Origin of the sequence: Flavobacterium sinopsychrotolerans (assembly GCF_900110375.1) — a bacterium.
GTDB lineage: Bacteria > Bacteroidota > Bacteroidia > Flavobacteriales > Flavobacteriaceae > Flavobacterium > Flavobacterium sinopsychrotolerans.
Map to the genome: position 1 here is coordinate 59,476 of NZ_FODN01000006.1, position 22,053 is coordinate 81,528.

The following is a 22,053-nucleotide window of genomic DNA, read 5'->3' on the forward strand; positions in this document are numbered from 1 at the left end:
AATTGAAAATAATAAATAGGTTCTATCCGCACGCCCTTGCCATACTTGGTTTTGTTGTAATTTCTCTCCTTTATTTTTATCCCGTGTTGCAAGGAAAACAAATTTTCCAGTCTGATATCGTGCAGTACACCGGAATGGCTAAAGAACAAAATGACTTTAGAGCCACGGATGATATCGAACCGTATTGGACTAATTCAGCTTTTGGTGGAATGCCAACGTATCAATTGGGAGCAAAATACCCACATGATTATATTGGAGCAATAGACGATGCTTTACGATTTTTACCGCGCCCTGCTGATTATTTATTTTTATATTTTCTTGGGTTTTATGGTTTGATGCTCGTTTTAAAAGTGGATCCTTTGAAAGCCTTTTTTGGAGCATTAGCCTTCGGCTTATCTACTTATTTGATTATTATTCTTGGAGTTGGTCATAATGCGAAAGCGCATGCAATTGCTTATATGCCGTTGGTTATTGCCGGATTTATTCTGGTGTTTCAAAAAAAATATATTCTGGGAGGTTTGATTACGCTTTTTGCGACAGCATTAGAAATCAATGCGAATCATTTCCAAATGACCTATTACTTATTGATTTTCCTATTGATTCTTTCCGCTTATTTTTTATATCAGCAAGTAAAAGAGAAGGAATACAAATCCTTGTTGTATTCGTTTGGAATATTAGCAGCAGCAGGAATTTTAGCTATTGGTGCCAATGCTACGAATCTATTAGCCACTTCTGAGTATGCTGATTTTAGTATTCGTGGAAAAAGCGAATTGACTTTCAATCCAAACGGTTCAAAAAACGAAACTACTTCTTCAATGTCTAAGGACTATATCACGGAGTACAGTTATGGAGTGATGGAAAGTTTTAATCTTATTGCACCCCGACTTTTTGGGGGTTCAAATAATGAGGCTGTTGGCAAAGATAGTAATATGTATGAATTCATGATAGGTCAGGGAGTCCCAGAAGATCAGGCAACTGATTTTGTTTCGGGAATGCCAACGTATTGGGGAGATCAACCTATTGTGGCAGCTCCTGCATATATTGGAATCGTAGTATTCTTTTTGGCAATTTTGGCTTTATTTATCGATAAACGCAAAATTAAATATGTATTTCTATCCGGTTCAATAGTTGCGTTAGTTCTCTCATGGGGTAAAAACTTCCCTATTTTGACGGACTTTTTTATTGATTATGTTCCAATGTATGATAAATTCAGAGCGGTATCTTCAATCCAAGTTGTGTTGGAATTGTGTTTCCCCGTTTTGGCTATTATGGGATTGCAGTCTTTCTTCAGATTAGACAAAAAACTGCAATGGAAAGCATTGTATGAAACGACAATTTTAGGTTTAGGAATTATTTTGATTTTATTTTTAAGCAAAAGTATGTTCAGCTTTTCTGGAGGAAACGATGCTTATTTTCAAGAAAGTTACGGTCCCGAATTTGTAAATGCGCTTAAGCTGGATCGAATGAGTTTGTATAGCGCTGATTTATTGCGTTCAGGCTTTTTTATCGTGTTGACATCCGGCGTTTTATGGTTGTTTATTAAAGATAGATTTGCTCAAAATACTGCCATTATAATTGTAGGTTTATTGATGGTGTCTGATTTGTTTTTTGTGGATAAAAAATATGTTTCCGGGAAAGATTTTGTAAGCGGAAGTCAAGTTGAAGTGCCTTTTCAAGAGTCACCTTCGGATACTGAGATTCTAAAAGACACCGCTAATTACCGCGTTTTTGAAGTAGGCGATATCATGGGTGCAAGAGCTTCTTATTTTCATAAATCTATTGGTGGTTACAGCGCCGTAAGACCTAGAAGAATGCAGCAATTGATTGATTATCAGATTTCCAAAAATAATATAGAAGTGCTTAATATGCTTAATGTTAAGTATGTTATCCAAAAAGACAAAGAAGGAAAAGAATTCCCAGTATCAAATCCGGATGTTAATGGAAATGCATGGTTTGTGAGCCAAGTAAAATTGGTCAATTCTGCTGATGAAGAAATGAAGGCGTTGGATAGTTTGGATTCTAAAAATGTGGCGGTTGTAAATAGTAAAGATTTTCAAATTAAAAATACGGCTTTCGTCAAAGATAGTTCAGCGACTATAACTTTAGAAAATTACAAACCTAACTACTTGAAATATGTATCTAACAATTCAAATGAAGGTTTAGCCGTTTTCTCTGAAATGTATTATGGAAAAGGTTGGAATGCGTATATTGATGGAAAAAGTGTAGATCATATTAGAGTTGATTACGTTTTAAGAGCTTTAAATATTCCAGCAGGAAAACAAACTATTGAATTCAAGTTTGAACCTCAAGTGATAAAAACTGGAAGCATGATTACGTTGATAAGTTCCATAGGAATGCTGTTGCTTCTATTAGGCGGGATTTATTTCGAAAGGAAGAAAAAGATTTAAGATTGTTGATTAACGAATTTTGATTTTAGATTTTAAATTATCGTATTAAAACAAATCCTTAAACTTGAAACCGAAGAAAATTTTAATAATTACCTATTATTGGCCACCGGCTGGAGGACCAGGCGTGCAGCGTTGGCTGAAGTTTGTTAAATATTTACCGGATTTTGGCATTCAGCCTGTTGTTTATATTCCGGAGAATCCGACGTATCCTATTATTGATGAAAATTTGGTTAAAGAAGTTTCGGATAAAGCGATTATTCTGAAACAGAAGATTTTTGAACCGTATCAATTGGCTTCTTTTCTTTCGAAAAACAAAACTAAAAAAATCAGTTCAGGAATAATTCCAAATCAGAAAAAGCAATCTTTTCTGGACAAAACCTTTCTTTGGATTCGCGGGAATCTTTTTATTCCGGATGCACGCGTTTTTTGGGTAAAACCATCGGTTGCTTATCTGGAGAAATACATTGTTGAAAATAATATTGATACCATTGTTACTTCCGGACCACCACACAGTCTGCATCTTATTGGATTAGAATTAAAACAAAAATTAGATTTGAAATGGTTTGCTGATTTCCGTGATCCGTGGACCACTATTGGTTATCATAAATCCTTGCGATTGTCTCGTTTTGCTGCTAAAAAACACAAAGCACTAGAATACCAGGTTTTGAATTCAGCCGATACAATTATAGTCACGAGTAAAACCACTAAAACGGAATTTCAAGCGATTACTAGTAAACCAATTGCGGTAATAACGAATGGTTATGATACGGAGCAAGTCGAAAAACAAACTTTAGACACTAAATTTAGCTTAGCACATATTGGTTCTTTTCTTTCTGAGAGAAATCCTTTGATTTTATGGGAAAGTTTGGTTGAATTGCTACATGAGATTCCAGATTTCAAATCACATTTAGAAATAAAACTTATCGGAGCAGTCAGTCAGGAAGTTTTGGAAACGATTACTCAATTTGGACTTAATTCCTATTTGAGTAATTTGGGTTATGTTTCGCATTCAGAAGCGATTGCACACCAGAGAAAATCGCAGGTTTTGTTGCTTATCGAAATCAATTCTGAAGATACCAAAAGCATTATCCCCGGAAAATTATTTGAATATATGGTTTCAAACCGACCAATTATCGCCATTGGACCAAAGGATTCTGACTTTGCAGAAATTATTACGAATACCAATACAGGGGTATTTTTTGATTATTCGGAGAAAATGAAACTTAAAAGTGTAATTTTGGACTTTTATAATCAGTTTTTGGAAGGTAAATTACAATCTAATGGAGTTGGTTTGCAAAACTATTCCAGAAGAAACCTAACCAAAGAATTGGTTGAATTGCTTAACAAAATTTAAACTAAAAAGTGAGGTTTCTTAATGCCTCGCAATGATAAAATAATGGGAATAGTATTAAATCAATCTTTAAAGAATACGATAATTACCTATTTGGGTTTTGGAATTGGCGCCATAAACACACTTTATTTGTATCCCTTTTTTTTAGGAACGGTATTTTATGCTTTAACAAACTATATACTTTCTTGGGCAAATATTATTATGCCTCTATTGGCGTTTGGGATGCAAAATACTTTGGTGAAATTTTATACGCAGTATAAAACGGAAGAAGAACGCTCTCAGTTTCTATCATTTACAGTGCTAATCCCTTTATTATTGTGTATTCCTTTAGTATTGATTGGTTTATTCTTTTTTGAACCCATTTCATTATACTTGAGTAAAGAAAACCCTGTGGTTAAGGATTATTTATGGCTTATTCCATTTATAGGGCTGAGTATGGCTTATTTCGAAATTTTTTATGCTTGGGCAAGGGTTCACATGCATTCCGTTTTTGGGAATTTTGTTAAAGAGGTTGGACTTCGATTATTTTCTTTATTTGCCTTAATAGGAGTTTATTACAAATGGATTACTGTTGTAGAATTTATTTATGTTACAGCTATTATTTATTTTCTGGCTTTTATTATCACGATGTTTTATGCTTTCCGAATAAAAAAACCTGTTTTTCAGTTCTCCATTCCTCAAAATGTGAAAGATGTTTTAGTATATACTTTTTTCATTATTTTATCAGGTAGTGTAGCGGTTATGTTGCTGGATATTGATAAGATTATGCTGAATCAATATATTAAAATCGAGAATATTGCCTATTATTCAGTTGCGACTTATATCGCTTCTGTTATTGCTGTTCCCAGTCGTGCAATGCATCAGATTACCTATCCCATAACGGCTAAATTGATGCATGAGAATAAACACGATGAATTGAATGATTTGTACAAAAAGACTTCTATAAATCTGCAAGTTGTTGGAGGTTTTGTGATGTTGTGTATTTTTGTTAATATCAATCAGTTATATGTAATGGTTCCAAAAGAATATAGTGGAGGAATTCTTGTGGTATTTTTGATTGGTATATCTAAATATTTTGATTTGATTTTAGGAAATAATAATGCTATAATTTTCAATTCAAAATATTATCGAATGGTTTTGTTTTTAGGATTATTGCTTGTTTTTTTGACAGTAGGATTAAACATGTTTTTTATTCCAAGGTATGCCATAACAGGAACTGCAGTAGCTACTTTATTATCTATAACTTTATACAGTTTGGCTAAATTACTTTTTGTTGTCAAACGAATGCATTTGTATCCATTTACAAATCAGACATTGTATTCTCTTGGAATTACTTTTGGAATATTTTTGGTATTTTATTTTTGGGAGTTTCCTTTTAGCCCAATAATTAGCATTGGATTAAAATCAATTTTGGTTACCCTTTTGTATGTCTATATCAATTACAAATTTGTTATTTCTGTCGAAATCAATCAAGCTATTGATGTTGTTTTGAAAAAATTGAAATAACTTTTGGATTAGTTTTTCAACAAATATTTTAAATCGGTTTTCTTTACATTTTCTGTTGCTTTTCAGTTTCTAATATTAAAAAGTAAATATCACTAAAAGTGGGTATTGTAAGATTTTCAAAATGCTGCTATTTTTGCAATTATTATTTAAATTCAATTATCGGAAAAAAAGCTAAGATAATTTACCCCAATGATTATGAAAAGCAAAACCTGCACAAGTGATGAGAATATGATTAAATTTTCATCTATTCTAGATGATAAAACCAGTAATGGATTTGTAGTTTTAGAACGAAACGATAAGTTGCCTTATGCTGTTTTATTGAAAAAAAGACAAAAGGTCGACCATGTTTTCAATTTTTGTATCTTTTGTGTTACTTTTGGGCTTTGGTCCGTAGCTTGGATTTACATTACACAGGTTTCGTCCAAAGCTAAAAAAATACTAATAGCAATTGATGAAGACGGAAATGCTTTTGAAGAAAATTGTTATATGGGGTAATCTTTTATAATTTATCTTTCAAATATTTTCCAGTAACAGATCCCTTTATTTTTACAATTTGTTCCGGAGTTCCAACCGCTAATAATTTCCCCCCATTTTCTCCACCTTCAGGCCCTAAATCAATAATCCAATCCGCACATTTGATGAGATCAAGGTTGTGTTCGATAACAATTATCGAATGTCCTTTGTCTATCAATGCATCAAAGGAAGCTAATAATTTCTTGATGTCATGAAAATGCAATCCGGTTGTAGGTTCGTCAAAAACAAATAAAGCTTTGTCTTTTGTAGCTCCTTTCACTAGGAATGAAGCTAGTTTTATACGCTGTGCTTCTCCACCGGAAAGTGTAGAAGACGATTGTCCCAATTGTACATAACCCAATCCCACATCTTGCAAAGGCTGTAATTTCTGAGTGATTTTAGTCTGTTTATTATCTATAAAAAAGGCAATAGCATCATCAATAGTCATCGTAAGAATATCATGTATATTTTTATCTTCAAAAGCTACTTCCAGTACTTCTTTCTTGAATCGTTTTCCATTACAGGTTTCACAAGGCAATTGTACATCAGCCATGAAAACCATTTCTACATTTATGGAACCTTCTCCTTTACAGGTTTCACATCTTCCACCATCAACATTAAAAGAAAAATGTTTGGCCTGATACCCTCTTATTTTTGATAATTTTTCCTTGGCATACAATTCCCGAATGTCATCATACGCCTTAATGTAGGTCACAGGATTAGAACGAGAACTTCTTCCTATTGGGTTTTGGTCTACGTATTCAATATGTTTAATTTGTGAAAAAGAACCGGTCATTTCAGTAAATTGTCCTGCTTTTTCTCCAACATTTTCTAGCTTTTTTTGCATCGCAGGAAAAAGGATTTTCTTTACAAGCGTACTTTTCCCACTTCCAGAAACTCCGGTAATTACCGTTAATACATCCAATGGAAAAGTAACATCAATATTTTGAAGATTGTTTTCTCGAGCTCCTTTTATTTCTATAAAATTTTTAAATAATCTTCGTTTTTTAGGCACGGTAATTTCTAAATCTCCATTCAAATATTTTGCGGTAAGTGAAGTTGATTTTAATATTTCGTCGTAAGTTCCTTGAGCGACTAAATGTCCTCCTAAAGTTCCTGCTTCCGGACCAATATCTATAATCATATCAGCGGCTTTCATAATATCTTCATCGTGTTCTACCACGATAACCGTGTTTCCTAAATCACGTAAGGAAAGCAATACTTTTATTAGGCGTTCTGTATCTTTTGGGTGTAAACCAATACTTGGCTCATCCAAAATATACATAGAACCAACTAAACTGCTTCCAAGTGAAGTTGCTAAGTTGATGCGTTGCGATTCTCCACCGGAAAGTGTTGCTGAATTCCTGTTTAATGTCAGATAATCGAGTCCTACTTCGGTTAAAAAGGACAAACGGTTGTTGATTTCCACTAATAATCGTTTGGCAATTTGTTTTTCATATACATCTAAATCAATGTTTTTGAAAAAGGTAACCAAATGTTTGATAGGCAAATCAACTAAATCAGAAACTGTTTTTTCATTTATTTTTACGTAGGAAGCTTCAATTCTCAGACGTTTTCCTTTGCAGGAATGACATTTGGTTTTGCCTCTGTAACGCGAAAGCATGACTCTGTTTTGGATTTTATAATTCTTTTCTTCCAGTTCTTTGAAAAAATCATTCAACCCTTGAAAATAGGTATTTCCATTCCAAATCAATTCTTTTTGATCCTCAGATAATTGGTAATACGGTTTGTGAATTGGGAAATCAAATTTGTAAGCGTTATTTACTAATTCATCTCGAAACCAACTCATGCTTTCGCCTCTCCAAGGAAAAATTGCATTTTCAAAAACGGATAAAGTGGTATTTGGCACCACTAATTCGGCATCAATTCCTATAATATTGCCATAACCTTCGCAAACGGGACATGCGCCGTACGGATTGTTGAAACTAAACAAATGAACGTTTGGTTCCAGAAATGTAATGCCATCTAATTCAAAATTATTAGAATACGAATACTTTTTATCGGAGTTTAATTCCTGTAAATAGCAAATTCCTTTTCCTTCAAAGAAAGCAGTTTGCACCGCATCAGCCAATCGATTATAGAATTCTTCTTCTCCCGAAGTTTCGTGATTGACCACAATTCTATCGACGATTAAAAAGATTTCTTTTTTATCTAATGAATCCGGTAAATCGTCTAAACGGACCATTTCATTATTCACTAATATTCGGGCAAATCCTTGTTGCAAAAGGACTTTTAGTTTGTCTTCCAGTTTTCGTCCTTCTTCCAGATGGATAGGAGCAAGAAGCAACCATTTGCTGTCCAATTCAAAAGTTTTTACATCGGAAACGACATCTGTAACGGTGTTTTTTTTGACTTCACGACCGGAAATAGGAGAGTAAGTTCTTCCAATTCTGGCAAAAAGCAATTTTACATAATCGTATATTTCTGTTGAAGTTCCTACTGTAGAACGAGCGTTTGTAGTATTTACCTTTTGTTCGATAGCAATCGCAGGAGCAATTCCTTTGATATATTCGACTTTTGGTTTATCCAGTCTTCCAAGAAATTGTCTTGCATACGAAGATAAACTCTCTACATAACGGCGTTGTCCTTCGGCATATAAAGTATCAAAAGCCAAACTTGATTTTCCGGAACCCGAAAGTCCTGTGATAACCACTAATTTATTTCGGGGAATCGCTACATCTACATTTTTCAGGTTATGTACTTGCGCGCCTTTTATGATGATATTTTTCTTTGGATCTAATTTCGAAAGGTCAACTTGCATAAAAATGATAATTTTTACAAAAGTAATCAATTTTCAACTGACTAAAAGGATTCAACAAGTCACAAATAATCATTAAAAGTGTGGTTGAAAAGTGATTTTCATTCTTGTATAGTTTTTATGTTTTCTATCACCTAAAAAAATAGTATTTTTAAGATTATTTTTGAAAAAATTAACTTCACCATACCATTGAAAACAAAACTATACCTTTTTCTTTTTTTAATGTCCTTTTGTGCTTTTTCTCAAGAATTGCCGCCAATTGTAAAATACGCCTCCACCACTTATGGTGCGGGAAACCAAAACTGGATGATTTCGCAGGATGAAAATCATTATGTTTTTTTTGCCAATAATGAAGGATTATTAGAGTTTAATGGTTCAAACTGGGGATTATATCCATCTCCCAATGAAACGATTGTTCGTTCTGTTAAAGTGATAGGGAATAAGATTTACACGGGTTGTTATATGGAATTTGGTTTTTGGACGCGACAGGCAAATGGAAAACTAAAATATACTTCACTGAGCAAAACAATAAAAACTAAAATTCTTGATGATGAGCAATTTTGGAATATATTGAATTATGATCAATGGGTAATTTTCCAATCCTTGAATAGAATTTACATTTATGATACTAAAACGGGAGGTTTCAAAATTATTGCTCCAAAAAACAATATTACCAAATCATTCCGTACCAAAAATGCAATCTACTTTCAAACCCTAAATGAAGGACTTTTTGAAATAGAAAGTGGAAAAGGACGATTAGTTTCCAATAATCCAATTTTACAAAGCAATAAAATTGTCAATGTTTTCGCTATTGATGAAGGACTTTTGATCCAGACACAATTAAATGGATTTTATAAACTGATAGGAACTGCTTTGACAAAGTTTTCTACTGAGGCTGATTCGGAATTAGCAGCCAGTAGTGTGTATAGCAGTCAATTACTTTCGGATGGAAGTTTTGCTTTGGGAACCGTTTCTAATGGGATTTTTATCTTAGATAATATCGGAAAAATTAAATATCACATCACTCAAAATAAGGGATTGAGTAACAATACAGCGCTGTCTTTGTATGAAGATGCGGATAAAAATCTTTGGGTAGGATTGGATAACGGAATCAATTGCATTAATCTGCAATCTCCAATACAAAATTTTGTTGATGATACTGGAATTTTAGGAACGGTTTATACTTCAGAACTTTACAATGGTAATTTGTATGTGGGAACCAATCAAGGTTTGTTTTATAAAAGTTATCAGAGTAATGATGAATTTAAATTTGTAAATGGAACCAAAGGGCAGGTTTGGTCTTTATTTGAGTATGAAGGTACGCTTTTTTGCGGTCACGATTCGGGAACATTTGTTATTGAAAATGCTGTTGCAAAGAATATATTTTCAGCATCAGGAACTTGGAAATTTGAAACTGTACCCAATCAAAAAGGATTTTTGCTTCAAGGAAATTACTATGGAATTTCGGTTTTGGCAAAAACGAATAACCAATGGGGCTTTAGAAACAAAATAGCTGGGTTTGATTATTCCTCAAAATATTTTGAAATCACAAATGCGTTGGAAGTCTATGTAAGCCATGAATATAAAGGCGTTTTTAGGTTGCAGTTGGATAGTAAATTACTAAAAACGAAGCCTTTTATAACTTATAAAACACCTACAAAAGGAAGAAATGCCAGTTTGACAAAGTTCAATAATACCATATATTATGCGAATAAAGAAGGTATTTTTAAACTGAATGAGAAAACAAAACAGTTTAGTAAGGATACTGTATTAAGTTCTATTTTTGAAAAAGAGGAATATACTTCGGGGAAATTGATTGTGGATAATTCTAACAAAATATGGTTGTTTTCAAAAAACTATATTCATTATTTTTCTTTGAGTAAATTGAGTAGTCAACTGAAACAAAATGTGATTCCTATTCCAGCTTCATTGACCAATTCGATGTTAGGCTACGAAAATATTACTCAAATTTCCAATTCCAATTATTTGATAGGAACGACTGATGGGTATTATATTTTGAATCTTAATGAATTGAGTTTTAAAAACCACAATGTTTCTATAGCCACAATCACAACCAATAAGCTGAATGGAAGTTCCGAAAACCGTTCCATCCAAGAAGAAGGCCGTTTTAAATATGATGAAAATAATATAACCATTAATTATACAGTTCCTGAATTTAATAAATACATTAATGCGGAATTTCAATATTTATTAGAAGGATTTCAAGACGATTGGAGCGAATGGAGCGCAAAACCATCGGTGAGTTTCAAGAATTTGCCTCCGGGCGATTATACTTTTAAGGTCAGAGCTAAGTTTGCAAACTCTACTTTGGAAGACATAGCGGTATATTCTTTTACCGTACAAAAACCTTGGTATTTAACTAATATTGCTCTCCTTGTATATTTAATTTTTATGCTCGTAATGGCTCGATTTATTCATAAGACTTATAAAAATTATTATCAGAAACAAAAAGAGAAATTGATAGAAGAAAATAATCTTTTATTAGAGATTAAAGAGCTTGAAAATGAGCAGGAATTGATGCGCATTAGAAATGAACAACTTTCACAAGATGTAGATACTAAAAATAGAGAATTAGTAGTCTCTACGATGAGTTTGAACAGTAAAAATGAATTGTTAGCTTTTATCAAAGAAGACCTAAAGAAAACGCCGGATGATGGCAACAGAAGCATAAAATCAGTTATCTCTACAATTAATAAAAATATTACTGAAGGGGACAGTTGGAGTGTTTTTAAGGAAGCTTTTGACAATGCGGATAAAGATTTTTTAAAAAAAATGAAACTGGCTCATCCTTCCTTAACTCCAAACGATTTGCGATTGTGTGCTTATTTGCGATTGAATCTTTCGTCCAAAGAAGTTGCCCCTTTATTAAATATTTCTGTACGAAGTGTGGAAATAAAAAGATATCGTTTGCGTAAAAAAATGGAATTATCGCATGAACAAGGACTTGTAGAGTACATTTTAGCTGTATAGTTTTCTCGAATTTCTATAAATAAAACTATACATTACCACAACATTAACGTTATTGTTGTGGTTTTTTTGTTTCTAAAAAGAAATTATTTTCTTAATTTATTCTTAATTTCCTGTATTTTTTGAACTATCAAAAATTAAATACACTTTTTTTTGCATTGTATGTTTTTTGTTGAGGTTCTTTTTAATTTATTATTAGTTCATCCGTTATAATTTTATAATTCACAAAAAACATAAATTATGAAGTCAAACTATCTACTAATCCTTTTTCTATTTCTATCCTCTTTTGGTTATGCCCAAGGATATGATGTTGGAGGACTTGTTAAAGAAGCAGGTTCTGGTTTACCTATACCTGGAGTAAATGTTCAAGTTAAAAACGGAACAATAGGAACAGCGACGGATATGGATGGTCGTTTTTCTATAAAAGGGGTTTCCTCCGGCGCAACTCTAGTATTTACTTATTTAGGATTTAAAAATTTAGAATATAAAGTAGTATCCAATACCAGTGCTCTTTCTATTTCATTACAAGAAGATTCTAAAGTGTTAGATGAAGTTGTAGTAATTGGGTATGGAAGTCAGAAAAAGCGAGAAGTAACAGGAGCCGTTTCTGTTGTAGACAGTAAAACTTTAGAGGCTTTGAAACCAGTTAAAATTGAACAAGCGTTACAGGGAACTGTTTCCGGAGTGAATGTGACTACTACCTCAGGTGCTCCAGGTGCAGCATTAGATATTCGTATTCGTGGAATTGCAACTAATGGTGATAACAGACCATTGACCATTATTGATGGATATATTGGGGAATTAGGTTTATTAAATCCGAATGATGTAGAGTCTATTACCGTTTTGAAAGATGCTCAGGCAGCAATTTACGGCTCTACCGGTGCCAATGGTGTTATATTGATTACCACAAAAATGGGAAAAAAGAATGCAAAAGCAAAAATTTCGTTCAACTCCTATACCGGTTTTCAAGAAACGTCCAGAAAGCTTTCAACATTAGATGCGACTGAATATGCTTTATTACTAAATGAAAGTTATGCTAACGGAGGTAAACCACTTCCTTTTCCAGTTGCATCAGGTTTGGGCAAAGGAACAAACTGGCAGAATGAAATTTTTAGTAAAAGTGTACCAATAATTAGTCATGATTTATCTTTTACAGGAGGTTCAGAAAACGTTACTTATGCAGTTAGTGGGTCTCACTTAGACCAAGAAGGAATTGTGGGTGAAGCAAAATCCGGGTTTTTAAGAAATACAGCCAGAATCTCTTTAGGTGCTGATATTTCAGACAGATTAAAACTAAAAACAAATGTTATTTATACGTATTTCAACAGAAAAACATTACCTGAAGGAGGTAACGCATCTGTAGTAATGAATGCTGTCAATGCTCCAAGGACTCTTAGTCCGTATGATGCTAATGGTGATTACACACTTTTTCCATTATCAGGATTAGGAAATGAAATGATTAACCCGTTAGCGCAAATTGCAAACAGTTATAATGATTATAATTTCAAAAAACTTAATGGAAATTTCGGATTAGATTATAAACTGTTTAAAGATTTTGTGGTTACCAGTACAATTGGTTTTAATACGTCTAACAGCGAATCTAAAAGTTTTGCAAAAATTTTGGATTATGGCGGAAAAGTTTTTGACGTAACAAGAAGTTCGGTTACTCAAAGTACTGTGAATAACAATGATTACTCTTTTGATATTTATGGAACCTATACCAAGAAATTTGGTGAGGATCATAATCTGGTTGCCACAATTGGAAATACTATTTTTAAAGAATACGGTAACGGATTATTTGCCACAGGTTATGATGTGCCAAACAATTCATGGGAATTTGCAGATATTTCATTAACAAAAGGGGCTCCGGCAGCAGGAATAATTCCGGTGAGTTCTTATGTTTTTGACGAGAGAAAACTTTCTTATTTTGGTAGAGTACAGTATGATTTTAGAGGAAAATACCTTTTGTCAGCAATGTTAAGACGAGATTCATCAACAAAATTTGGACCTGGAAATAAAGTGGGTTATTTCCCTTCTTTTACAGCAGGCTGGGTAATTTCTGATGAAGGATTTTATGGAGAATCAAAACTGGTTAATTTCATGAAACTAAGAGCAAGTTACGGTACTTTAGGAAACGACAGAATTGGTAACAATGGTTACATTTCACAATTGAGTGGAGAAGCAACTTATGTTTTTGACGGCGCTTTAGTAAATGGAGTGGCGACAGGACAGATTCCTAATCCGGATTTGAAATGGGAAGAAGCTAAAAAATTCGATGTTGGTTTAGATTTGAAATTATTCAATAATAATGTAAATATTGTTGCTGATTATTTCATTGATACAAGAGCTGATTTATTAATAGTAAACATTCCTACTTCAGGCATAAATGGAACTGGAGCTCCGGGTGCAAGCTCACCAACAGTAAATGGAGGAACAGTTAGAAACTCAGGATTTGAATTTTCAATAGATTATAAAAATAAGCTGTCGGAAAACTTTTCTGTAAGCGTGGGGTATAATGTGACTCTTCTTAAAAATGAAACTTTAAGCACAAATGGCGTACCGTTCATACCTGGAGGTTCATTTGGGATTTCTCAACTTCCACCAGCAAGAATGGAAGTAGGCTTACCGATAGGATATTTCTACGGGTATAAAACGGATGGAGTTTTTCAAAACCAAGCTGAAGTTGAAGCACATCCTTCTCAAATAGCTTTGGGTGCCGAAGCAGCTCCTGGAGACATTCGTTTTGTAGATGCAAATGGCGATGGTGTTATAAATATTAATGATAAAACTAACATTGGAGATCCAATTCCAGCAGCAACAATGGGCTTTAATGTACAATTTAATTATAAAGCACTTGATTTTTCTATGTACACTTTTGCATCAGTAGGAAATGATATGGTCCGTAATTACGAAAGTATTTATGATGATGTGAATCATTTAGATTACGTTTTAGACAGATGGACAGGCGAAGGAACAAGTAATTCAGTTCCAAGAGTAACAACTGCTGCGACTTCTAATAAAGTTTTTTCTGATTATTTTGTTGAAGATGCTTCCTACATAAGAATTCAAAACATTCAATTAGGGTATACACTTAATTCGAATATTGCTGAAAAAATCGGGATATCAAAATTCAGATTGTACACAGGAGTAAATAATCTGTACACTTTCACAAAATATAGAGGCTTCGATCCCGGGGCATCTAATGGACAGCCAATTGGCGGAGGAATCGATGATGGTTTTTACCCAATTCCAAGAACCTACATGATAGGCTTAAACATTAATTTTTAATTTGTATTAAAATGAAAAAGTATATTTATATATCGATAGCAACCCTAACATTGGTTTCTACCCTAACGGTTTCTTGTAGTGATGATTTTGTTGATCGTCCCATAGAATATTCAATTGACTCCGAAAATTATTTTAATTCAAAATTAGAATATGATAATGCATTAATAGGAGCTTATGATTTATTACAGTCTACTTTTATCAATGTTTTGATGGGGGAAATTGCCTCAGATAATACATTATGTGGCGGAAACAGTCCAACAGACGTTCCGGGATACCAACAAGTGGATGATATGATTCACACTCCTGTGAATGCGAATCTAAAACAGTTATGGGATTGGATGTTTGCTGGTGTTCAAAGAGCAAATTACATCCTTGAGTTTAAAGACAAAACAGATTTTGTCGGTAAAAACCAAGTTATTGCTGAAGCTCATTTTTTGAGAGCCTATTATCATTTTGAATTGGTGAAATGGTTTGGAGGAATTCCTATGAATGGAGATAAAAGATTCAGTCCTGGTGATGAAAAAAAAGTGCCGCGTTCCTCAGTCGAAGAAGTCTATGCTTCTATCGAGGCGGATTTAATTTTTGCTTCCGAAAATTTATCAGCTACACCATCACAAACGGGTAGAGCTACAAAAGGAGCTGCTTTAGCTCTTTTAGGAAAAGCGTATTTGTACCAAGACAAATTTACTTTGGCGGCTACAACTTTTGAACGTTTAATTTCAAATTCTCCTTATTCTTTAGTTACGAATTATGATACAATTTTTGAAATGGCGGGAGAAAACGGACCAGAATCTGTTTTTGAAATTCAATATACAGATGTTGAGGGCGGAGATTATGCAAACTTACAATTTTTAGAAGGTAATGTTGCTGTAGGTTTTAATGGACCAAATTCCTATGTAGGTCCTTTCTTTACTTCGGGTAATAATTTCAATCTTCCTACACAAAAAATAGTTGACGCATTTGAAGCTGGTGACAATAGAGAAGCCGTTGCTATTTTAGACATGGCCGCATGGATAGCTGTAAACCCAGGAACGAGTTATACAAAACAAAATGAAGATACCGGTTATTTCAACAGAAAATACATTCCTAGAATAAGAAATGCCAATGCCGCACTGGATTTAAAATTAACGAATCCAAATAATTACAGAGCCATTCGTTATGCTGACGTGCTTTTGATGGCAGCTGAAGCATACAATAGAAGTGGACTGGATGACGCTAAAGCAAGAGGATATTTGAATCAAGTTCGAAGACGCGCTTTTGGAGATTTGAATCATGATATTTCATCTTCTGGTGCCGCTTTGACCGATTTTATTTTAGCAGAAAGAAGAGTGGAATTAGTAGGCGAAGGACATCGTTTCTTTGATTTAGTACGAACTGGTAAAGCTGCTCAGGAAATAGATGGATTTATTGCTGGTAAAAATGAGTTGTTTCCAATACCTATCGAGGAAATTCAATTCGCAAATGGAAATTGGCAACAAAATCCTGGATATTAAAAATTAATATTATTTAAATATGAAAAAGTTAAAATTAATACTAAGTCTTTTTGCTCTAATCCTATTTTTAGGATGTTCTGACGAAAATAATGATATTGATCTGGATGGCATAAACGCTCCTTCAAATGTTTCTGCTTTGACTACGATTACACAAGATAATTCTGGGAATGTTACTTTTTTACCTCGTGGCGAAGGAGTTACTCAATATGAAATTTATTTTGGTGACGCAACTACAGCGCCTGTTTTCGTAAATCCGGGCGGAACAGTTACCCATAAATATGCGGAAGGTAAATTTCAGGTAAAAATTGTAGCAACAACCATCAACGGTAAAAAAACAGAAACTATTCAAGAAGTAACGGTTTCCTTTTTAGCACCAACAAGTTTTGAGCCTGTAATAACTATTGGAAGCAATCTTTCGATTAATGTAACCGCCAAAGCAGAATTAGAAACTTTCTTCCAGGTGTATTTTGGAGATGTAGCGAATGAAGTTCCAGTAGATTTCATGGAAGATGAAGTGATTACGCACACCTATTTAAATCCAGGAACGTATCAAGTAAAAGTGGTTGCACTAAGCGGTGGAATTGCTACGACACAAAAAACGCAAAGTGTAACTGTAACTAATTTATTTGCTGCTCCAGTTCCTACAATCCCGGCAGCAAATGTCATTTCTATGTTTAGCGATAGTTATACTAATGTTACTGTTGATACTTGGAGGACTTCTTGGTCACAAGCAAATTTGGAAGATATTGAGATTAGTGGCAATAAAACTAAAAAATACAGTGCCTTGAATTTTGTAGGTATCGAAGCTACAACAACTCCGATAAATGCATCTGCAATGACTTTCTTTCATGCAGATATTTGGTCTTCAGACTTAACAGAGTTTAAAGTTAAATTAGTCGATTTTGGCGCTGATGGTGCTTTTGGTGGCGGTGATGACAAAGAACATGAAATCACAATCTTAAATCCTGAAAAGGAAAAATGGGTAAGTTTAGATATTCCGTTAAGTGATTTTACTGGATTGACAACTCGTTCTCATATTGCGCAATTAATTTTTGTTGGAGGACCTTCAGGAAATACGACGGTTTTTGTTGACAACGTATTTTTTTACAATCTAAATGGCTCTATAACAGCAGCACCAACGCCAAATGTAGCAGCAGCAAATGTGATTTCTATGTTTAGTGAAGCCTATACAAATGTAGCTGTTGATACATGGAGAACTTCATGGTCAAGTGCCACGCTGACGGATTTGAACATCAATGGAAATGCGACCAAAAAATATAGTGCCTTAGATTTTGTCGGAATAGAAACAACTACAACACCTATAAATGCTACTGCAATGACACATTTCCATACGGACGTTTGGTCATCAGACTTTACAGACTTTAAAGTAAAATTAGTCGATCTTGGAGCCAATGGAGTTTTTGGAGGAGGAGATGACGTAGAACATGAAATAACTATTCCGTCACCAGCAAAAGGTTCTTGGGTAAGTTTAGATATTCCGTTGAGTTCTTTTACAGGATTGACCACGCGAGCACATATTGGACAGCTCATTTATGTGGGTATACCTTCTGGAACTAACACCGTTTATATTGATAATGTTTATTTTCATAATTAATAAAAATAGATAAAATCAATTCATTATGAATTTAAAATGAGTTTGTATAAAACGAGTATCACAACTAGATTTTTTAAAAAATAGTAAAAATGAAAAAAATAATAATAAACATAGTATCTGTTTTTGTCCTTCTTTTGATGGTCAATTGTCAGGAAGATAATTTAGCTTTTGGAGCATTAGATGCACCAACAAATCTTCAGGTTACAGCAGAGTTAATAGGTAAATCAACTGCTTTTCCAAACGGAGATGGTTCCGGGAAAGTGAAATTTACCAGTACGGCAGAAAATACCATTTCATATAAATACGTTTTCAGCGATGGAACTTCTGAGAATTCTCCAAGCGGGATTTTTGAAAATACTTTTGCAACTCCCGGGATAAATACATACACAGTGACTGTTATAGCTTCAGGTAAAGGCGGAGTTGCGACTAATACGACGCTTGAAATAACTGTTTTTAGTGATTTCAAAGATGATCAAGCAGTACAATTCTTAACTGGAGGCGCCACCAGAAAATGGTATTGGGCACAATCCGAAGAAGGGCATTTGGGTGTTGGGCCAAACGTAGCGTGGTCTGATCCTACTTTTGGAACAAAAAATTACTATCCGGATTTTTACTCCGCTAAAGCAAATGAAAAATCAGCTACGTGTTTATACAATAGCGTAATGACTTTTTCTTTAGTTGGTCAACAAATGAAATTTGAATTGGATAACAAAGGACAAACGTATTATAATGGTGCTTTTAAAGGCGGTGGTGATGATGCCTGTTATGACTTAAACACCAGCGGTGCTAAAACAGTAACGTTGAGCAAGTCAGATTCTTTTATAACTAAGAATCCAGATAGTGCCACACAAACCAGAGGTACTACAATGAATTTTGCAGATGGTGGTTTTATGGGCTATTATGTTGGAACCAGTTCTTACGAAATTCTATCAATTACAGATAACCGTATGGTAGTAAGAGTGATTCAGTCAGGAAATCCATTTTTGGCATGGTATCATACTTTTACAACAACTGCTCCTGGGGCGGCTGTAACGCCTACACCAACAGTAGATTATACTGTTTTGAAATTTGCAGATGAGTTTAATGTTGACGGTGCTCCTGATCCTACAAAATGGGGCTATGACCTAGGTGCTGGCGGTTGGGGTAATGGTGAAGCCCAAACGTATACAAACGCTTCTGATAATGTAATTGTTCAAGGAGGGAATCTAAAAATTACAGCGAAGAAATTAGGAACAGGATACACTTCTGCACGATTGAAAACAGAAGATAAATATGAATTCACCTATGGTAAAATTGAGGTAAAAGCAAAACTACCAGTTGGCGGTGGAACTTGGCCTGCAATTTGGTCTTTAGGACAAGATTATAAAACAAATGCTTGGCCAAAATGTGGTGAAATTGATTTCATGGAGCATAAAGGAAATGATCCGAATGTAATTCACGGGACTTTACATTACCCGGGTAATTTTGGTGGAAATGCAAACACAGCTAAAACAACGATAGCAAATGCAGCTACGGAATTTCATATTTATAAAACTATTTGGACTCCAACGACGATTCAGTTTTTTGTAGATGATAAGCTATTCCATTCGTTTGCCAACAGTAGTTCAGTACCTTTCAATAGTGATTTTTTCATGATTTTGAATGTGGCAATGGGAGGAACTTTTGGTGGAGCTATTGATCCTGCTTTTACACAATCTTCAATGGAGATTGATTATGTAAGGATTTATCAATAAAACAGAAAATAGGGAATGAATAAGGGGGTCGGTTCTTTTACCGGCCTTTTAATTGTAACAAAAAGTATAAAGATGAGAAATAAATCCCTGTTAGCATCATTTGCTATAACAGCTCTAATAATTGCAGGTTGTGGCAATAAAATTTTAAAATCAACTGTTTCTTATTCCAAAGAAAATGTTTTAAATACTAAAGTAGATTCGGTTCTCCAACTGATGACTTTGGAAGAAAAAGTGGGGCAACTCAATCAGTATAACGGATTTTGGGATATTACAGGTCCGACTCCAAAAGAAGGTCAAGCGGCCAAAAAATACGAGGACCTGAAAAAAGGTTTAGTCGGATCGATGCTGAATGTAAAAGGGGTAAAAGATGTAAAAGCGTTGCAAAAAATAGCGGTGGAACAAACCCGATTGGGAATTCCGTTACTTTTTGGGTTTGATGTTATTCACGGTTATAAAACTATTAGCCCAATTCCGCTGGCTGAAGCAGCAAGTTGGGATTTAGAAGCAATAAAAAAATCGGCTGCAATAGCCGCTGAAGAAGCTGCTGCTGTTGGACTGAACTGGACTTTTGCTCCTATGGTTGATATTTCAAGAGACGCGCGCTGGGGACGCGTTATGGAAGGAGCCGGTGAGGATCCATTTTTAGGAAGTAAAATCGCCGTTGCGCGTGTTCAAGGTTTTCAAGGCGAAGATTTAGCAGCGACGAATACTATTTTAGCTTGCGCCAAACATTTTGCAGGTTATGCTTTTGCAGAATCAGGAAGAGATTACAATACGGTTGATATAAGCGAAACTGTGTTGCAAAATACTATTTTTCCACCTTTTAAAGCGGCAGTTGATGCAGGTGTGCGAACTTTTATGAACTCTTTCAATGAACTGAATGGAATTCCTGCAACAGGAAATGCCTATTTACAAAGAGAAGTTTTAAAAAGAGATTGGAAATTTGATGGTTTCGTAGTTTCGGATTGGGGTTCTATCAACGAAATGATTCCGCATGGATATGCCAAAGACAGTAAGCAGGCAGCTGAAATAGCGATTAATGCTGGTTCAGACATGGATATGGAATCCAGTGCGTATGTGGAACATTTAGTGGCATTAGTTAAAGAAGGTAAAGTCAAAGAAAGTGATATTGATGATTCGGCAAGACGGATTTTGAAGGTGAAATTCGAATTAGGTTTGTTTGAAGATCCGTATAAATATTGTGATGAAAGTCGAGAACTGGCAACCGTTGGAAAAACGGAATTTCAAGAAGGAGTTCTGGATATGGCCAAAAAGTCAATCGTGCTTTTGAAAAATGAGAAGGAATTATTGCCCCTTAAAAAATCAGGGCAAAAAATCGCCTTAATTGGTGCTTTGGCAAATGATAAAACGAGTCCTTTGGGAAGTTGGAGAATCGCAGCTGATGATAACTCGGCGGTTTCGGTTCTGGAAGGATTACAAAAGTACTCAGGAAATCAACTCACGTATGCAAAAGGAGCTGATGTAACCGAGGGAAGAACGCAATTCATTTGGGAAACTAAAATCAATACGATGGATAAAAGTGGATTTGCAGAAGCTATTTCAGCTGCAAAACAAGCTGACGTAGTAGTTATGGTTTTGGGAGAACACGGTTTGCAATCAGGTGAGGGAAGAAGCAGAACCGATATTGGTTTACCGGGTGTTCAGCAAGAATTATTAGAAGCAATTTATAAAGTCAATCCTAATGTGGTTTTGGTTTTAAATAATGGTCGTCCATTAGCGATTCCTTGGGCAGATGAAAATATTCCTGCAATTGTTGAAGGTTGGCATTTAGGAACGCAAAGCGGTAATGCAATTGCACAAGTTTTATACGGTGATTACAACCCAAGCGGAAAATTGCCAATGACTTTCCCGAGAAATGTAGGTCAGATTCCTATTTATTACAATTATAAAAATACTGGAAGACCAGTAATGAACGAACCTGAAAGTGTGTTTTGGTCTCATTATATCGATGAAAAAAATACGCCTTTGTATCCTTTTGGTCACGGTTTAAGTTACTCTAAATTTGAATATTCGGATTTGCAATTATCATCCAAAACATTTGCTAAAAACGGTAAAATTGAAGTTTCTGTAAATTTAAAAAATACTGGAAAAGTTGCCGGAAAAGAAGTGGTTCAATTGTATATCAGAGATTTGATAGGAAGTATCACGCGTCCAGTAAAAGAGTTGAAAGGATTTGAAATGATCGAATTGCAACCCAACGAAACCAAAAAAGTGGTATTTACAATCGATGAAAAAACAATTGAGTATTTCACTGCCAACAGAAAATGGGAAGCAGAAGCTGGAGACTTTAAAGTGTTCATCGGAGGAAGTTCAGTAACAAAATTGGAAGGTGATTTTCAATATTCAAATTAAAATAAA

General features: G+C 34.5%; 11 protein-coding genes. 10 read left to right on the forward strand and 1 reads right to left on the reverse strand.

Annotated features, from left to right (window positions below):
* Window positions 1–2: 2 nt before the first annotated feature.
* The 4 genes from BMX64_RS11345 (at window position 3) to BMX64_RS11360 (ending at window position 5,760) form a co-directional block, all read left to right on the forward strand.
* A complete protein-coding gene (locus BMX64_RS11345; RefSeq protein ID WP_091171925.1) occupies window positions 3–2,408 on the forward strand; it encodes a YfhO family protein in 2,406 nt (801 codons plus the stop codon).
* Between the two features lie 64 nt (window positions 2,409–2,472).
* Window positions 2,473–3,762 carry a glycosyltransferase family 4 protein gene (locus BMX64_RS11350; protein WP_091171927.1) on the forward strand — a complete coding sequence of 430 codons (1,290 nt, stop codon included), beginning with the start codon at window positions 2,473–2,475 and terminating at the stop codon, window positions 3,760–3,762.
* A 42-nt stretch (window positions 3,763–3,804) separates the two neighbouring features.
* Entirely contained in the window at window positions 3,805–5,265 is a 1,461-nt protein-coding gene (locus BMX64_RS11355) for a lipopolysaccharide biosynthesis protein (RefSeq protein ID WP_091172197.1), read from the forward strand.
* Window positions 5,266–5,460: 195 nt separating this feature from the next.
* The gene (locus BMX64_RS11360; RefSeq protein ID WP_091171929.1) at window positions 5,461–5,760 is read left to right on the forward strand and encodes a hypothetical protein; all 300 of its coding nucleotides are present in this window, start codon (window positions 5,461–5,463) and stop codon (window positions 5,758–5,760) included.
* Window positions 5,761–5,764: 4 nt separating this feature from the next.
* Here BMX64_RS11360 and uvrA read toward each other — a convergent pair whose 3' ends face one another.
* Window positions 5,765–8,560 (reverse strand): excinuclease ABC subunit UvrA, encoded by a 2,796-nt coding sequence (gene uvrA / locus BMX64_RS11365; RefSeq protein WP_091171931.1) that lies wholly within the window; start codon window positions 8,558–8,560, stop codon window positions 5,765–5,767.
* A 186-nt stretch (window positions 8,561–8,746) separates the two neighbouring features.
* Between uvrA and BMX64_RS11370 the strand changes: the two genes are divergently transcribed.
* The 6 genes from BMX64_RS11370 (at window position 8,747) to bglX (ending at window position 22,047) form a co-directional block, all read left to right on the forward strand.
* Entirely contained in the window at window positions 8,747–11,548 is a 2,802-nt protein-coding gene (locus tag BMX64_RS11370) for a helix-turn-helix and ligand-binding sensor domain-containing protein (protein ID WP_317614720.1), read from the forward strand.
* 237 nt (window positions 11,549–11,785) lie between these two features.
* Window positions 11,786–14,833, forward strand: a complete 3,048-nt coding sequence (locus BMX64_RS11375; protein ID WP_091171934.1) for a SusC/RagA family TonB-linked outer membrane protein — start codon at window positions 11,786–11,788, stop codon at window positions 14,831–14,833.
* An 11-nt stretch (window positions 14,834–14,844) separates the two neighbouring features.
* Window positions 14,845–16,326 carry a RagB/SusD family nutrient uptake outer membrane protein gene (locus BMX64_RS11380; RefSeq protein ID WP_091171937.1) on the forward strand — a complete coding sequence of 494 codons (1,482 nt, stop codon included), beginning with the start codon at window positions 14,845–14,847 and terminating at the stop codon, window positions 16,324–16,326.
* A gap of 19 nt (window positions 16,327–16,345) precedes the next feature.
* Complete coding sequence (locus BMX64_RS11385; RefSeq protein ID WP_091171938.1) at window positions 16,346–17,941, forward strand: PKD domain-containing protein; 1,596 nt, start codon at window positions 16,346–16,348, stop codon at window positions 17,939–17,941.
* An 89-nt stretch (window positions 17,942–18,030) separates the two neighbouring features.
* Complete coding sequence (locus BMX64_RS11390; RefSeq protein WP_091171941.1) at window positions 18,031–19,674, forward strand: family 16 glycosylhydrolase; 1,644 nt, start codon at window positions 18,031–18,033, stop codon at window positions 19,672–19,674.
* Window positions 19,675–19,746: 72 nt separating this feature from the next.
* Window positions 19,747–22,047, forward strand: a complete 2,301-nt coding sequence (gene bglX / locus BMX64_RS11395) for a beta-glucosidase BglX (protein ID WP_091171943.1) — start codon at window positions 19,747–19,749, stop codon at window positions 22,045–22,047.
* Window positions 22,048–22,053 lie beyond the last annotated feature (6 nt).

Coding starts and splice junctions, on each gene's coding strand:
- BMX64_RS11355 (WP_091172197.1), top strand. CDS start 3,805: ATGGGAATAGTATTAAATCAATCTTTAAAGAATACGATAATTACCTAT.
- BMX64_RS11360 (WP_091171929.1), top strand. CDS start 5,461: ATGAAAAGCAAAACCTGCACAAGTGATGAGAATATGATTAAATTTTCA.
- uvrA (WP_091171931.1), bottom strand. CDS start 8,560: ATGCAAGTTGACCTTTCGAAATTAGATCCAAAGAAAAATATCATCATA.
- BMX64_RS11375 (WP_091171934.1), top strand. CDS start 11,786: ATGAAGTCAAACTATCTACTAATCCTTTTTCTATTTCTATCCTCTTTT.
- BMX64_RS11380 (WP_091171937.1), top strand. CDS start 14,845: ATGAAAAAGTATATTTATATATCGATAGCAACCCTAACATTGGTTTCT.
- BMX64_RS11385 (WP_091171938.1), top strand. CDS start 16,346: ATGAAAAAGTTAAAATTAATACTAAGTCTTTTTGCTCTAATCCTATTT.
- BMX64_RS11390 (WP_091171941.1), top strand. CDS start 18,031: ATGAAAAAAATAATAATAAACATAGTATCTGTTTTTGTCCTTCTTTTG.
- bglX (WP_091171943.1), top strand. CDS start 19,747: ATGAGAAATAAATCCCTGTTAGCATCATTTGCTATAACAGCTCTAATA.